Source organism: Streptomyces sp. NPDC033216 (assembly GCF_055577115.1).
Genome location: NZ_JBVIQK010000004.1, coordinates 39,010 through 53,546, shown reverse-complemented (window position 1 = coordinate 53,546; position 14,537 = coordinate 39,010). Strand labels below are relative to the sequence as shown.

Annotated in this window: 11 protein-coding genes; 6 read left to right on the top strand and 5 right to left on the bottom strand. The window is 70.9% G+C overall.

The genetic code is table 11. From position 1 onward, the window contains the following. Nucleotides 1-477 precede the first annotated feature (477 nt). On the top strand, nucleotides 478-2,232 hold the full coding sequence (locus ACZ5Y0_RS09670) for a cellulase family glycosylhydrolase (protein WP_469128086.1): 1,755 nt from the start codon (nucleotides 478-480) through the stop codon (nucleotides 2,230-2,232). Nucleotides 2,233-2,394: 162 nt separating this feature from the next. Then, the gene (locus ACZ5Y0_RS09665; protein WP_469128085.1) at nucleotides 2,395-3,144 is read left to right on the top strand and encodes a cupin domain-containing protein; all 750 of its coding nucleotides are present in this window, start codon (nucleotides 2,395-2,397) and stop codon (nucleotides 3,142-3,144) included. Between the two features lie 67 nt (nucleotides 3,145-3,211). On the opposite strand, the gene ACZ5Y0_RS09660 is transcribed toward ACZ5Y0_RS09665, so the two are convergent. Next, complete coding sequence (locus ACZ5Y0_RS09660; RefSeq protein ID WP_469128084.1) at nucleotides 3,212-3,496, bottom strand: DUF4190 domain-containing protein; 285 nt, start codon at nucleotides 3,494-3,496, stop codon at nucleotides 3,212-3,214. A 345-nt stretch (nucleotides 3,497-3,841) separates the two neighbouring features. Between ACZ5Y0_RS09660 and ACZ5Y0_RS09655 the strand changes: the two genes are divergently transcribed. Further along, entirely contained in the window at nucleotides 3,842-5,362 is a 1,521-nt protein-coding gene (locus ACZ5Y0_RS09655; protein WP_469128083.1) for an MFS transporter, read from the top strand. A gap of 71 nt (nucleotides 5,363-5,433) precedes the next feature. On the opposite strand, the gene ACZ5Y0_RS09650 is transcribed toward ACZ5Y0_RS09655, so the two are convergent. From ACZ5Y0_RS09650 to ACZ5Y0_RS09640, 3 genes are all read right to left on the bottom strand, one after another. Continuing rightward, nucleotides 5,434-6,018: an AMIN-like domain-containing (lipo)protein gene (locus ACZ5Y0_RS09650; protein WP_469128082.1), complete on the bottom strand. Its 585-nt coding sequence runs from the start codon at nucleotides 6,016-6,018 to the stop codon at nucleotides 5,434-5,436. Nucleotides 6,019-6,482: 464 nt separating this feature from the next. Further along, nucleotides 6,483-7,118 carry a DUF4232 domain-containing protein gene (locus ACZ5Y0_RS09645; RefSeq protein WP_469128081.1) on the bottom strand — a complete coding sequence of 212 codons (636 nt, stop codon included), beginning with the start codon at nucleotides 7,116-7,118 and terminating at the stop codon, nucleotides 6,483-6,485. A 142-nt stretch (nucleotides 7,119-7,260) separates the two neighbouring features. Continuing rightward, nucleotides 7,261-8,790, bottom strand: coding sequence for a multicopper oxidase family protein (locus ACZ5Y0_RS09640; RefSeq protein ID WP_469128080.1), 1,530 nt, complete (start codon nucleotides 8,788-8,790; stop codon nucleotides 7,261-7,263). A gap of 414 nt (nucleotides 8,791-9,204) precedes the next feature. Here ACZ5Y0_RS09640 and ACZ5Y0_RS09635 point away from each other — a divergent pair, with 414 nt between their 5' ends. Then, complete coding sequence (locus ACZ5Y0_RS09635) at nucleotides 9,205-10,080, top strand: phosphotransferase family protein (RefSeq protein WP_469128467.1); 876 nt, start codon at nucleotides 9,205-9,207, stop codon at nucleotides 10,078-10,080. Between the two features lie 42 nt (nucleotides 10,081-10,122). Here ACZ5Y0_RS09635 and ACZ5Y0_RS09630 read toward each other — a convergent pair whose 3' ends face one another. Next, entirely contained in the window at nucleotides 10,123-11,364 is a 1,242-nt protein-coding gene (locus ACZ5Y0_RS09630) for an ROK family transcriptional regulator (protein WP_469128079.1), read from the bottom strand. Nucleotides 11,365-11,579: 215 nt separating this feature from the next. Here ACZ5Y0_RS09630 and mmsA point away from each other — a divergent pair, with 215 nt between their 5' ends. Next, a complete protein-coding gene (gene mmsA, locus ACZ5Y0_RS09625; protein ID WP_469128078.1) occupies nucleotides 11,580-13,127 on the top strand; it encodes a multiple monosaccharide ABC transporter ATP-binding protein in 1,548 nt (515 codons plus the stop codon). After that, nucleotides 13,124-14,422 (top strand): multiple monosaccharide ABC transporter permease, encoded by a 1,299-nt coding sequence (gene mmsB / locus ACZ5Y0_RS09620; RefSeq protein ID WP_469128077.1) that lies wholly within the window; start codon nucleotides 13,124-13,126, stop codon nucleotides 14,420-14,422. The genes mmsA and mmsB overlap by 4 nt, the downstream gene beginning before the upstream one ends. The last annotated feature ends 115 nt before the right edge of the window (nucleotides 14,423-14,537 follow it).

Genomic DNA, 14,537 nt, shown 5'->3' with positions numbered 1-14,537 from the left:
TGGTCGCCCGGCGGCCCGCACCCCCTGACCGCGGGGACCGGACGGCGAAAGGACACTCGACAGCCGACCCGACAGCCGGCATCGGCAGCCAGGACTTCCGCGGCGAAAGGGTGTCAGCGCCGCGGGTCGGCGAGGAATGCCCCACGAGTGCGGTGCCGCGCAGGCCGGCCGGCAGCTCGCGTCGGCCCGTGCGCACCGCTCCGGCTGGCTCGTCGATCAGGTTGGTGTGACCGGCGACGGCGACCGTGGCCACGCCGCTGTCGCCCCTCCTGTCAGGGTGAAGTGGCCCGTCACTTCACCCGGTGGCGGCCCCCGGTCGAGCCGATCGAGGTGCACGGACCCTCGCGCGGCCGAACCGGGCCATCGGCCACCCCGTCGAGGCGGTGGAGCGGCCGAGCGGCCGCCGGTCTCTGTGCGATGGCTTGACGTGTACTTGTCGCAGTGGCTTCATGGGAGCGCTCCCATCCCATCCTCCCGATGCCTGAGTTTCTGGCGCTCACTCCTGGAGTCGTAGTGAGAAGAGCACGCAGTACGACCCGAACGAGGTATCTGCCCGCCCCCGCAGGTTCGCCCGCCTCCGCCGATTCGCCCGCCCCCACGCGTCTGCCCGTCCTGGCCGCTCTGCTCGCACTCGCGGTCCTCCTGGGCTTCCTGGCCCCGGGCGGCGCGGAGGCCGCCGAGTCCCCCCGTGCCCTCGCCACCGGCCTGCACATCAGCGACGGCCGTCTGCTGGAGGGCAACGGCAACGACTTCGTCATGCGGGGGGTCAACCACGCCCACACCTGGTACCCCGGCGAGACGCAGTCCCTCGCCGACGTCAAGGCGCTCGGCGCCAACACCGTCCGCGTCGTCCTCTCCGACGGCCACCGCTGGGCCAGGAACACCCCAGCGGACGTGGCCTCCGTCATCGACCGGTGCAAGGCCAACCGCCTCATCTGCGTCCTGGAGGTGCACGACACCACCGGCTACGGCGAGGAGGCGGCCGCCGGCACTCTCGACCACGCCGCGGACTACTGGATCGGCCTGAAGGACGTCCTGGCCGGCCAGGAGGACTACGTCATCGTCAACATCGGCAACGAGCCCTGGGGCAACACCGCGCCGGAGGGCTGGACGGAGCCGACGATCGCCGCCGTGAAGAAGCTGCGCAACGCCGGTCTCCAGCACACGATCATGGTCGACGCCCCCAACTGGGGTCAGGACTGGCAGGGCGTCATGCGCGCCAACGCCCGGACCGTCTACGACGCCGACCCCAGCGGCAACCTGATCTTCTCCATCCACATGTACAGCGTCTTCGACACCGCGGCGGAGATCACCGACTACCTCAACGCCTTCGTCAGCGCGAAACTCCCCGTCCTCATCGGCGAGTTCGGCGGACCCGCCGACCAGTGGGGCGACCCAGACGAGGACACCATGATGGCCACCGCCGAACGGCTCGACCTCGGCTATCTGGCCTGGTCCTGGAGCGGTAACACCGACCCGGTGCTCGACCTCGCGATCGACTTCGATCCGACCCGCCTCAGCTCCTGGGGGCAGCGCATCTTCAACGGCGTCGACGGCATCGCCCAGACCGCCCGGGAAGCCACCGTGTTCGGGGGCGGCAACCCGGCCGACACCCAGGCGCCGACCACCCCCGGCACCCCGGTGGCCTCCGTCGTCTCGGCCACCTCAGCGACGCTCACCTGGGGCGCGGCCACGGACAACGTCGGCGTGAGCGGATACGACGTCGTGCGGATCAGCGGCGCCACCGAGACGAAGGCCGCGGCGTCCACGGCGAACACCGCGACGCTGACGGACCTGGCGCCGGACACGGCGTACACCTTCGCGGTCTACGCCCGTGACGCGGCCGGCAACCGCTCGGCGCGGTCGGCCACGGTGGACGTCACCACCGACGAGGACGGCGGCACCCCGGGCGCCGCGTGCTCGGCCGGCTACCGCGTGGCGGGGCAGTGGCCCGGCGGGTTCCAGGGCGAGATCACGCTCCGCAACACCGGCTCCGCACCGGTCAAGGGCTGGACTCTCGCCTTCACCTTCCCGGACGGCCAGACGGTGTCCCACATGTGGGGTGGCACCCCCACCCAGAGCGGGAGCGCGGTGAGCGTGGCCGCTGCGCCCTACACCGCGACGATCCCGGCCGGAGGAACGGTGACCGTCGGTTTCATCGGCACCAAGGGCACCACCAACGCGGCACCGACCGCTTTCACCCTCAACGGCACGGCCTGCGCCACCGGTTGAGCGACCCTTCCCCGTCGACCGGCGAGGGCATCGCGTCTTCGCCGGCCGACGCACGCGAGGCATCCGGCCTCGGTCCCGGACGGGCGGCCGGCCTTGTCCCGGCCTGGCCACTGACCTAGGCTCAAGGCTGATGGGTAAGCGCTTTCTGGCGAGGGGTGGGTCATGGTGAGCGAGTCGGACTGCGCACTGCCGGGCCCGCTGCCCGGCGCCGTCGGTCTCTCCCACCTGACGGCCTACGACTGGGAGGCGGCCGACGGCGTGTGCGGCGGCAGTCCCCATCTGCACCTGGTGTGCACGGAGGCGTACGTGGTGACCGCTGGCCGGGGAGCGGTGCAGACCCTGAGCCCCGACGGACACCGGAACATCTCCCTGCGGCCGGGATCGGTGGCCTGGTTCACGCCGGGCACCGTGCACCGGATGGTGCAGGGCGGCGGTCTGCGTGTCACGGTGCTGATGCAGAACAGCGGCCTGCCCGAGGCCGGGGACGCCGTCTTCACCTTCCCGACCGAAGTGCTGGCCGACCCGCGGAGGTACGCGGCCGCCGCGGCGCTCCCGCCCGGCCAGGGCCCGGAGGTGGCCGCCGCCGCGCGCCGACGCCGGGATCTCGCGGTCGAGGGGTACCTGGGCCTGCGGAATGCTCTCGTCGCCGGGGACGGCGAGCCGTTCCTGGCGTTCCAGCGGGCCGCCGCCGCTCTGGTACGCGAGAGGGTGCCCATGTGGCGCGAGTTGTGGCGGGCGGGTGCGCTGGCCGCTGCCGAACGCACCGGCGTCCAGCTCGATGCGCTGGCGGCGGGAGAGCCGACGTATCTCGGCGGCGCGACCGCGTACGAGGCCGCGCCGACCCGGCTCGAGGGCTTCGGGATGTGCGGCCGCAGGGACGAGTACGCGCTGCCGGGCGCCACGGCTGTGTGATCCCGGACCGAGCCGCCGTGATCCGGCCGGTGCGGCGCACCCGCCCCCGAGGACGTGGCGGGCCCCGTCAGCCGCCGACGTACCAGCCGAAGCCGCCGTTGGCCGCGACGGCGAGCAGGACGATCCAGAGCACCACGTCGACGATGCCCAGGATGAGACCGGCCTTGGCCATTCCGGCGCCGTTCCTGGCGGCGGCCTGGCGCAGGGCGATGGCGCCGAAGACGATGGCGAGCGGGCCCAGAACGATGTTCAGGACGAACAGGCCGATCACGCCGCAGCAGAGGCTCGCGATCGCCAGGCCGTTGGTGCGCGACCCGGCGGACGCGGCAGAGGGGCTGCCGTAACTCGTCATTGGATACTCCCGGTTGGCGTTGTAGCGGACCGAACGGGTGGGACGGGCCGCGGTCTGTCGGTGTGCGTGTCTCGCGCTGATTCGGATGCCCCTTCGCGGTGTTCCCATGTCTTCGCGAACACTCCTCCGCACGCGAGGGGGCGACGAGGGGATCCGGCTGGGACCCGACCGGCCCGCCCGCGGCCGGTCGGCCAGAGGTCCGGACGGGAGCGGAGACAGCAATGGGGATCCGCGGGTGTGACATCCGCGGGCTCGGGCAGCAGCACATAGTGCGCCACTGTGTCTGTAGGGGGCAGACAGCGCATATGTTGCAGATGGTGTGATCGAGGAAAGGTGCCTGGCTACGTGGCCGACATACTGTCCCAAGGCTCCCCGGCTCCGCGCGGCACTGCGGCCGACCTGCCCGTCCAGGTCCGTACGGACCTGGTCCGCAGGATCAGGCGCAACGAGCGGGCCTTCCGCGAGGACGACGTACAGGTCGTGGAAGGCCCGTTGCTGCGCCGCGCGGTCGGCGCGTCCGCGCTCGGCAACTGCATGGAGTGGTTCGACTTCGGTGTCTACAGCTACCTCGCCGCCACCCTCGGCAAGGTGTTCTTCCCCGGAGCGTCCCCCGGCGCCCAGCTGATCTCCTCCTTCGCGACGTTCGCCGCCGCCTTCGTGGTGCGCCCGCTCGGCGGACTGGTCTTCGGCCCGCTCGGCGACCGGATCGGACGGCAGAAGGTCCTCGCCGCCACCATGATCATGATGGCGGTCGGCACCTTCTCGATCGGCCTCATCCCCAGCTACGCCACCATCGGCATGGCCGCCCCGGTCCTGCTCCTGCTGGCCCGCATGGTGCAGGGCTTCTCCACCGGCGGAGAGTACGGCGGCGCGACCACCTTCGTCGCCGAGTACTCACCCGACCGGCGCCGCGGCTTCCTCTCCAGTTGGCTCGACTTCGGCACCTTCGTCGGATACGCCCTCGGATCCGCCCTGGTCACCGGCCTGAATCTCGCCCTGACCGACGCCCAGATGCTCGACTGGGGCTGGCGCGTCCCGTTCCTGATCGCCGGACCGCTGGGCGTCATCGGTCTCTACATCCGGCTCAAGCTGGAGGAGTCGCCGGCCTTCCAGCAGCAACTCGAGGAACACGAGCACACGCAGACCAAGGAGTCGGCGGGCGGCGAGTTCCGCACCATCATCGGCGACCACTGGCGGGCGCTGCTGATCTGCGCCGGACTCGTGCTCCTCTACAACGTCACCAACTACATGGTCACGGGATTCCTGCCGACCTATCAGACGGAGACGCTGAACCGTTCGAGCGGCTCGGCGGACCTCCTGGTACTGGTGGGCATGGTGTGGATCGTCCTGCTGATCACCTTCATCGGCAGGCTCAGCGACCGCGTCGGCCGCCGCCCGGTGTACGGCGTCGCGGCCGCCGCGATGGTCCTGCTGGCCGTCCCGTCCTTCCTGCTGATCAAGGCGGACGGGATCTGGCCGCCCGTCCTCGGCGTGCTGATCCTGTCCACCCTCCTGGCCGGCTTCGCCGCGCCGAGCGCCGCCACCCTGCCCGCCCTCTTCCCGACGGCCGTGCGCTACGGCGCCATGGGCATCGGCTTCAACTTCGCCGTCGCCGCGTTCGGCGGCACCACCCCGCTCGTCACGGAGGCACTCATCGAGGTCACGGGCAACGACCTGATGCCCGCCTACTACCTGGTCGCGGCGGGCGTCGTCGGGCTGCTGACGGTCCGGTTCCTGCCGGAGAGCGCGCAGGTGGCGCTGAAGGGGTCCCCGCCGATGGTGGGTTCGGCGCGGGAGCGCACGGAACTGATCGCCACGTCGGACCGGCTGTACGAGGAGGTCGGGGCCCCGGCCCGCCGGGTCTGAGCCGACCGCGCGTGCCCCGGTGCCGTCGGCCCCCGTGGGCCTGGGCACCGGGGCGGTGGAGCGGGCCGGCGTCAGCGGGCGGCGGTCCAGCTGTGGGCGACGTCGATCACGAGGTGGCCGTCGAGGCGCTGCACCCGGAAGGGCAGCCGCGCACGGACCCCGAGCCCGACCTGCGTCTCGCCCTCGAAACTGCCGGCGTACCGCGTGTCGCGGAAGGTCCGGTAGCCGGTGAGGTTCACGCCCGGCAGCGGTTGGGCGATGGGCGCGGGATAGGTCGGGGCGCCGGTGTCGGGGTCGTAGGCGGGCGCGCTCACCCGTACCTCCAGGATCGCCCCGCCGCCGACCGGGATGTAGCGGCCGGAGCCGTCCTGGTACAGCCGGTCGACGTAGCGGACCGAGTAGCCGAGGCCACCGGCGGTCGCGCCCGGGACGTCGATGACGAGCCGGTCGTAGCAGTCGTGCTGGCCGGTGCGGGCGTTGCGCACCGGCGTCTGCGTGCCGGCGCTGTACGCCTTGTCGAGGCTGCCCCAGCCGGTGGGGCAGGCGTCGGCCGCGCGCGTGGCGGCGACCGGGGCGGCCTGAGCCGGGACCGCGGCCGCGCCGAGCGTGGCGGTCATGAGAGCGGCGACGACCCAAATGGTTCTGGTTCGCACCATGATGTCCCCCTAGAGGTGCGTGTGACTGTTATCAGGTGAGACAGTCCACCGGGCGGAATGGTTGCACCGTCCGGGGGACCAGTCATGGGGGGCGCCTCCTCGGTGAGGATGTCGGCCGCCCGGACCGCCGCATGCGTACCGAACCTGTTCTCGGCGGCGCACGACGCCAGGCGGGCGTTGCGCCCCGGGGCCTCGGCCCGTCGGGGAGGTGGTATTCCTCACCGGCCCGTGCGGAACCGGCCTGCACGCGCGGGGGGCTCCCGACCCCCGCCGGGCCACGTACCGGTCGAACGCCTCGGGCACGTCCGCCCGCGTCGCACCCGCGAGACCGTCGCCGGACACGAGCGCGTCCGCAATCGCCTGGGCCGCACCTGGCCTGGAACGGCACCATCGCGTGGGCGCTGTCGCCCAGCAGGGTCACGCGCCCGAGGTTCCACCGCGCGACCGGGGCGCGTGTGGCCCGGTTACAGGCTGAGCGCGTCCTCCACGTTGTTCATCCACGGCGTCACGGAGTTCGTGTCGGGCGAGACGTGGAGACCGGGGGTCGAGGCGCTGAGGGGGGTCTGTTCGAGGTCGGACTCGGTGTTCATGGTCATCGCGATCGAACCGACCGTGCTGCCCTCGCCGTCGTCGGCGCCACCCATGAGCCCGGCGTAGGCCGACTCGCCCGGCTCGAGCCTGAGCGCGTCCTCGATGCCGGGAGCCTCGCCCCGCTCCGCGGCCTGGCCGTCCAGCTCACCGAAGGTCACGACCGGGTGGCCCAGCGCCCTGCATGCCTTGGTGCTCTTGTTGGTGACCTTCAGCAGGTAGCTGCTGGTGGTCGGTTCGGCGAGACTCGCGGTGAACGTGACGTCGTACGTGCTGCACGGGAAGACGTCGTGGTCGGCCGAGGGCTCGCCTTTGCCGTCGGACGAGCTTGCGGCGGGTGACGCCGACCCAGTCGGTGCCTTCGTCGGTGCCTCTGACGGCTTCGCGGACGGACTCGTGGCCGGCGTGGTTCCGGTGTCGCCCGCAGCGTCGTCCCCGGTGGGCCCGCAGGCGGTCAGTGCCAGTGCGGACAGGGCGGCGAGGACGACGGCGGCTCTGCGTTCGGTGCTCATGGTGTGGTTCCCCCGATGAGAAGCGGTGTGCCGGAGTGCTGTTCCAGCGTCTCTCGGGTTCTTCACAGCTTGGTGACAGGATCTCGCCGACTCCACCACCGTCGACGGCGACGAGGAGGTACCGCCCCGCCGACGGCCGGACTCAGCGAACGTACTCGATGATCTGCATCATGCCCTGGTCCTCGTGCTGGACCTGGTGGCAGTGCAGCATCGAGCGGCCCACGAAGTCCTCGGCGCGCAGCCGGAAGGTGATCGTGCCGCGGGGCGGGATGCCGACGGTGTCGTGCCACACGGGGGTCGCGAGGGCTCGACCGTTGACGGCCGTGACCAGGAAGTGGTTGGTGTGCAGGTGGAGGGGGTGATGGGGATGGCTGTGCGAGTCGTTCGCGACGGTCCATTCCTCCACTTCGCCCAGCCTGATGCGGTGGTTGACGTGACCGGGGGCGAACCGGCCCCAGGCGGGGTCCCGTGGCCCCGCCGCAGCGTCGGCGTGCGGTGTCTCTCCGTCGCCGAGGATGCGGTAGGCGTTGGGGAAGTCGCCGGCGAACACGTTGCTGTGACTGCGGAAGGCCACATGTCGGGTGCGGGTGGGCTCGGGCAGGCTGGTGGGCCGTCCGGGCAGGGCGGCCGGCAGTGACATGTCGCGGGCGGGGCCGGTGACGACCAGTGTCATCAGAGGCCTGTCGACACCGTCCGTGATCAGTTCGTACGTGCCGGGTTCGCCGCCGCGGACCAGCACGTCCGCCCGCCCGCCCATGGGCAGCGCCACCGTGGAGGAAGCGACGGGGGCCATGAAGGTGATGCCGTCCCGGGCGATCCTGTGCATCGTGTGCCCGTCCAGCCGCAGCGAGAGCGGGGTGAGCGCTCCGGCGTGGACGATCCTCCACCGCTGGACCTCTCCCGGAGCGATGGTGAGGACGGGGTTCTTCGCGCCGTTGACGAGGAAGGTGGGGGCGAGGCCCTCGAAAGCGCCCTCCGACGTCAGATCCGGCACCCGCCCACCGTCCAGGCGCAGTTCGTTGACGCAGACGACGACGTCCCGGGCGGCGGCGATCTCCGGGACCTCGTCGACGTCGCCCTCCACGACGATCACGCCGGCCATGCCGTTGAGCACCTGGGTGGCGGTGGATCCGTGATGGTGGGGGTGGTACCAGAAGGTCCCGGCCGGATGCCCGGCCGGGACGGTGACCCTGCTGCGGTGACTCGTGGTGCCTCCGGCGACCTCCGCGGGCTCGAAGGCGCGGAAGACGTTGTCCGCCTCGCCCGTCGGGTCGACGTGCATGCCGTGGGTGTGCAGGTTGAAGGTGTTGAAGCGGTGGGGGACGTTGACGTCTCCGTGCGGCCCGGTGGCGTCGGGCGGCAGCGCGTTGATGTGGGTGATCTCGAGGTCGTCCCCGGGGCGCACCCGCAAGGTGGGTCCGGGGAGCGCCCCTTCGTAGGTGCGGGTGAGGACGGTGCCGATCCCGGGGATCACCTGTTCGCCGAACCCCACCGTCAGCTGTGTGGTCAGGCGGTTCGTCCACGTGGGGGTCCTGCGCGTCTCCGGTTGGGGAAAGGCGTGCTCGTCCTCCCGGCGCGACACCGCGCGAGCGCTCGTCGGGGAAGCGGTCAGAACCGCTCCGGCGGCGAGCGGCAGGCTCCGCAGTACGCCGCGTCGGGGCAGGATGGTCACGGGGTGCCTCCTCGGGCAGCGGACAGACGGTGGAAGACCGGAATCCGCGAGAATGGTGACAAATAGCCATCTTTTGCACGAAAGTGATCGCAGTGTAGAGGTCGCCCCACCACTGCGACCGTGCAACACGGCCGGTCCGGGCCGGCTGATCCGGCCAGGGAAACCGTCCGTCCGCCGAGCCGTGCTTCACGACGGAGACCGGCGGATACCGCGGTCCTGAGCAGGTGAGAAACCGGTCGTCCCCGAGTCGGCACCCGCGTAGGGTTCCCGAGTCGGCGTGGTGGAGGGACGGTGCGGAACGTGGTGGCCGGGGCGGCTTCGCGTGAGCGGTTGGCAAGCGCGGCGCGGGCCGCGGCGGGCGGCGGGCGGCGACTGGAGCGAGCGGTACGGGTCGCGGGCGGCAGCAGGAAGGGCGTGTACCGACTCGTGATGGACGACGCGACGACGGCGATCGCCTACCTGTGGGACCCCGCTGAGAACCACTGGCCGGCGACCCGGGGCGACGACGACCTCACCGACCCGTTCTCACCCGGCCTCGGTCTCGACCTGTTCGAGGCGGCGCACGCGCGGCTGGCCGCTCTCGGCGTCCGCGTCCCGGCGATCCGTCTCGTCGACCGCGACGGCGCCCACGGCCCGGCCGACCTGGCGATCGTCGAGGACCTCCCGGGCGAGAACCTGGAGGAACTGCTCGCCCGGGACCCACGCGCGGCCGCCCCCGTCATGGCGCGGCTGGGGGAGGCGCTGGAGGCGATGCGACGCCATCGGGCGCCCGCCTACGGCAAGGTGGCCGTGGTCGACGGAGGAGGAACCTCCCGCGGGTCGTCCTGTCAGGCGGTCGTCCTGGACCGCGCCCTGCGCGACCTCGCCGAGGCCGCGTCGCGCGACCCGCGGATCGCGGCTGCCCGTGACCGGTTGGCGCGCTGTCTGCTGGACCTGGCGGAAGCGGTGCGGCCACGCGCCGAACACGCCGCCGTCCACGGCGAACTGGGCCCCGACCACGTGCTCGTGGACGAGTACGGGAACCCCGTGCTGATCGACATCGAGGGCACGATGTACTTCGACGTCGAGTGGGAGCACGCCTTCCTGAGGATCCGCCTGCACGACGCCTACCGTCCGTTGGAGGCGGAGGGCCTGGACGAGACCCGGCTCGGGCTCTACACACTCGCCCAGCGAATCTCGTTGACGGCGGGTCCGCTACGCCTGCTGGACGGCGACTTCCCCGACCGGGCGGCCATGGCGGCCATAGCCGAGCACAACCTGCGCGAGGCGCTGGAGCTGGTCCGCGCCTGAACTGCCCTCACGGACCCCGCTTCCGTGCCGGGCGAACGGCGATCAGTCCGCGAGCAGCGCCGACAACTGCGGTGAGTAGGTGGCGTGCAGAACGAGCGCGGCGCTGCCCACCACCGCGGCGTCGGTGCCGAGCGGCGATGCCTCGACCGCGACGACCCGGACGTGGCGCGACAGCGGGCGACGGGCCAGCACGGCGGCGACGACATCGACGTATCGCGACTCCACGTGCTGGATGCCGTGACCACCGAGGACGATGAGATCGACGTCGATGAAGTTCGCGATGTCGACCGCGACCGAGGCGACATGGTGCGCGCTCTCGTCGATGACCGCGGCGGCGACCGGGTCGCCCGCGGCGGCGGCGATCCGGATCGCGGCGTGGTCTACCGAGGCGGGATCCTCCGAGAACGGTTGCGACAGCACACTGTCCGCGGCCGGGGCGGCGAGCCGGCGATGTACCTCGGCGACGACCGCCGAGGGGTTGACGAGTCTCTCCAGACAGCCCCGGTTGCCGCAGTAGCACTCCGGTCCGTCGGGCAGCACGGAGGAGTGGCCGAACTCGCCTGCGTTCAGTGAACCGCCCCTGTAGACCTGGTGGTTCAGGACCAGGCCGCCGCCGACTCCGGTGCCGAAGAAGAAGTAGGCGAAGTCCGCCACGCCCTTGCCGGCCCCCGACCAGCGTTCGCCGACGGCGGCCGCGGTGGCGTCGTTGTCGAGGGTCACCGGCAGGCCGGTGGCCTCACTCAGCATCCTTTGCACCGGCACCCGCGTCCAGTGGGCGAGCTGGGGGGCGCCGACGATCGTCCCGTGCTTCAGGTCCATCGGTCCCGGGGTGGCGAGGCCCAGTCCGAGGACCTTGTCGCGCGCGACCCCGGCCTCCGCCAGCACCTCGGCGACCAGTTCGGTCATGGCCTGCACGACCACCGCGGGGTCGGCGCCCGGGTCGAGGGGCCGCTTCCTGACGACCAGGGGCCGGCCGAGCAGATCGACCACGGTGCAGCTGAGTTCGACCGGGTCGAAGTGGAGTCCGACCGCGCTGCCCGCGTCCGCGTTGAGGCGCAGGGTGGTGCGGGGCTTGCCCCCGCTGGACACGCGGCTGGCGCCGTCCTCCCGCACGATGCCCTCGTCGAGCAGCCGGCGCACGATGCCGGAGACGCTCTGCGGTGTGAGGCCGGTGTGCTGGGCGATCTCGACCCGGCTGATGCCGTCGGCGAGCTGGATCTGGTCCAGGACCACGGCCCGGTTGTATCGCCCGACCTTGGGAAGGTTCGTTCCTGCCTGCCGCACGCGCGGTCCTCTCTGATTGCCCCCGACAAACATATCCTCACCGGCCCATTGACTTAGTAAAACAAATGGATTTAGTGTCCGGCCGCAGACGACACCCCGGACACGACGGCACAGCGCGCTGCCATCGGAGGCAAGTTGATGTCCACGAAATGCCGCATGCCCGACGGCGCGGATCCGAGCGGCCGATGCGCCCGCCGCGGTGCGGGGCGGTGCTCATGAGCGCCGCCCCGACCTTGCTGGAGATGCGGTCCATCACCAAGACCTTCCCGGGCGTCAAGGCGCTCGCCGACGTCACTCTGGCCGTGCGGGAAGGCGAGATCCACGCGATCTGCGGCGAGAACGGTGCCGGCAAGTCCACCTTGATGAAGGTGCTGAGCGGGGTGCACCCGCACGGCAGCTACACCGGTGAGATCGTCTACCGGGGGGATCAGGTCCGCTTCCACGACATCCGGGCCAGCGAACGGGCCGGCATCGTGATCATTCACCAGGAACTGGCCCTGGTTCCCGGCATGTCGATCACCGAGAACATCTTCCTCGGCAACGAACCACGTCGGCGCGGCGCCATCGACTGGAAGGCCGCCCGGCGCCGGGCCCTGGAACTGATGGCGCGGGTCGGTCTCCAGGAGGACCCCGACACGCTGATCAAGGACATCGGCGTGGGCAAGCAGCAACTCGTCGAGATCGCCAAGGCGTTCGCCAAGGACGTGCAGCTGCTCATCCTCGACGAGCCGACCGCGGCCCTCAACGAGGCCGATTCCCGGCATCTGCTCGACCTGCTGCGCGGCTTCCGGGAGCGGGGCGTCACCTCGATCATCATCTCGCACAAGCTGAACGAGATCGAGGCGGTCGCCGACACCATCACCATCCTGCGCGACGGCCGCACCATCGAGAGCCTCGACGTCAAGGCCGACGGCGTCGACGAGGACCGCATCGTGCGCGGCATGGTCGGCCGGGAACTCGACAGCCGCTTCCCCGACCGGACGCCCGACATCGGCGAGGTCTTCTTCGAGGTCCGCGACTGGACGGTACGGCACCCCAGTTCGGACGAACGGCTGGTGTGCAAGGGCTCGACCTTCCACGTCCGGCGCGGCGAGATCGTCGGCTTCGCCGGGCTCATGGGCGCGGGCCGCACCGAACTGGCGATGAGCCTGTTCGGCCGCTCCTACGGCACCTACCTGTCCGGCAGGGTCTTCAAGGACGGGCGGGAGATCCAGCTGAAGTCGGTGTCGGACGCCATCCGGCACGGCCTCGCCTACGTCAGTGAGGACCGCAAGTCGATCGGCCTGAACCTCCTGGACGACATCAAGACGTCGATGGTCGCCGCCAAGCTGTCGAAGATCGCCCGGCGCACGGTCATCGACCCGGTCCGCGAACACCGGATCGCCGAGGAGTACCGGCAGAGCCTGAGGATCAAGACCCCCGGCGTGGACGAGGGCGTCGTGAAGCTCTCCGGCGGCAACCAGCAGAAGGTCGTCCTGGCGAAGTGGATGTTCACCGACCCCGACCTGCTGATTCTCGACGAGCCGACGCGTGGCATCGACGTGGGTGCCAAGTACGAGATCTACGGGATCGTCCAGCGGCTGGTCGCCCAGGGCAAGGGCGTCATCGTGATCTCCTCCGAACTGCCCGAACTCATCGGACTGTGCGACCGCGTCTACACCGTGTTCGAAGGCACCATCACCGGCGAGGTGCAGCGCCGCGACGCCGATCCGGAACTTTTGATGAAGCAGATGACCGCTACCAAGAAGAGCGCCACCTCATGAGCCGCACAAAAGACCTACAGAAGAATCTCTTCGGAGGTTCGACCTCCAACGCCCGCCAGTTCGGCATGATCTCCACCCTGGTGGCCATCATCGCCCTGTTCCAGATCTGGACCGGGGGTCTCACCCTCACCTCCGGCAACCTCATCGCGGTCGTCAGCCAGTACTCCTACATCCTCATCCTCGCCATCGGCATGCTGATGGTGATCGTCGCCGGGCACATCGACCTGTCGGTCGGCTCGGTCGCGGCCTTCACCGGCATCGTCGTCGCCAAGGCGATGCAGGAGTACTCCCTTTCCTGGCCACTGGGCATCGCGCTCGGCCTGCTCGTCGGCGTGGCGATCGGCGCCTGGCAGGGCTTCTGGGTCGCCTACATCGGCGTACCGGCGTTCATCGTGACCCTCGCCGGCATGCTGCTGTTCCGCGGCGGCAACCAGTACATCGGCAACGCCGACACGGTGCCGGTGCCCGAGGGCTTCCGCGAGATCGGCGCCGGCTTCCTGCCCGAGGTGGGACCCGACACCGGCTACAACAACCTGACCCTGCTGCTCGGCGCGGCGGCCTGCGCGGGTGTCGTGTGGCGCGAGTGGAGGGCGCGCCAGACCCGGCGCGAGATGAACGCCGACCTGGCGCCGGTCTGGATCACGGCGGTGCGCCTGGCCGTGATGATCGGTGTCATCGTCTTCGCGACGCTGCGTTTCGCCGGCGGCCGGATCGGCACCAGTCTGCCGATCTCCGGGATCATCCTGATCGCCCTGGTGCTCGCGTACTCCTACTACACCCGCAACACCATCGGCGGTCGGCACATCTACGCCGTCGGCGGCAACGCCCGGGCGGCCGAGTTGTCCGGTGTGAAACTCAAGCGGGTCAACTTCCTGGTCATGCTGAACATGTCCGTACTGGCGGCGCTGGCCGGCATGATCTTCGTGGCCCGGTCCGCCGCCTCCGGGCCCCAGGACGGCCTGAGCTGGGAACTGGACGCCATCGCTGCCGTGTTCATCGGCGGCGCGGCGGTCTCCGGCGGCCTGGGCACCGTCAGCGGCTCCATCGTCGGCGGCCTGGTCATGGCGCTGCTCAACAACGGCCTGCAACTCGAGGGGGTTGGCTCCGACATGGTCCAGATCATCAAGGGGCTGGTCCTCCTCCTGGCCGTCGCCTTCGACGTCTACAACAAGAGCCAGGGGCGCTTCTCGGTCATCGGAGGGCTGATGCGCCCGTTCCGCCGCGACGAACCGGCCACACCGGTCGAACCGTCGGCACCGGCCTCCGACTCGGGCAAGGCGTCGGTCGCCGGCTGACCCCACGGCCCGGCCCGCGGTCCCACGGCCGGACCGCCGCCCGCACCGCCGAGGCGCACCACTTCGCCGCCACGAGGCGCACCGCGCTCCCGCGAACAGGCCCACCACGCTCCAG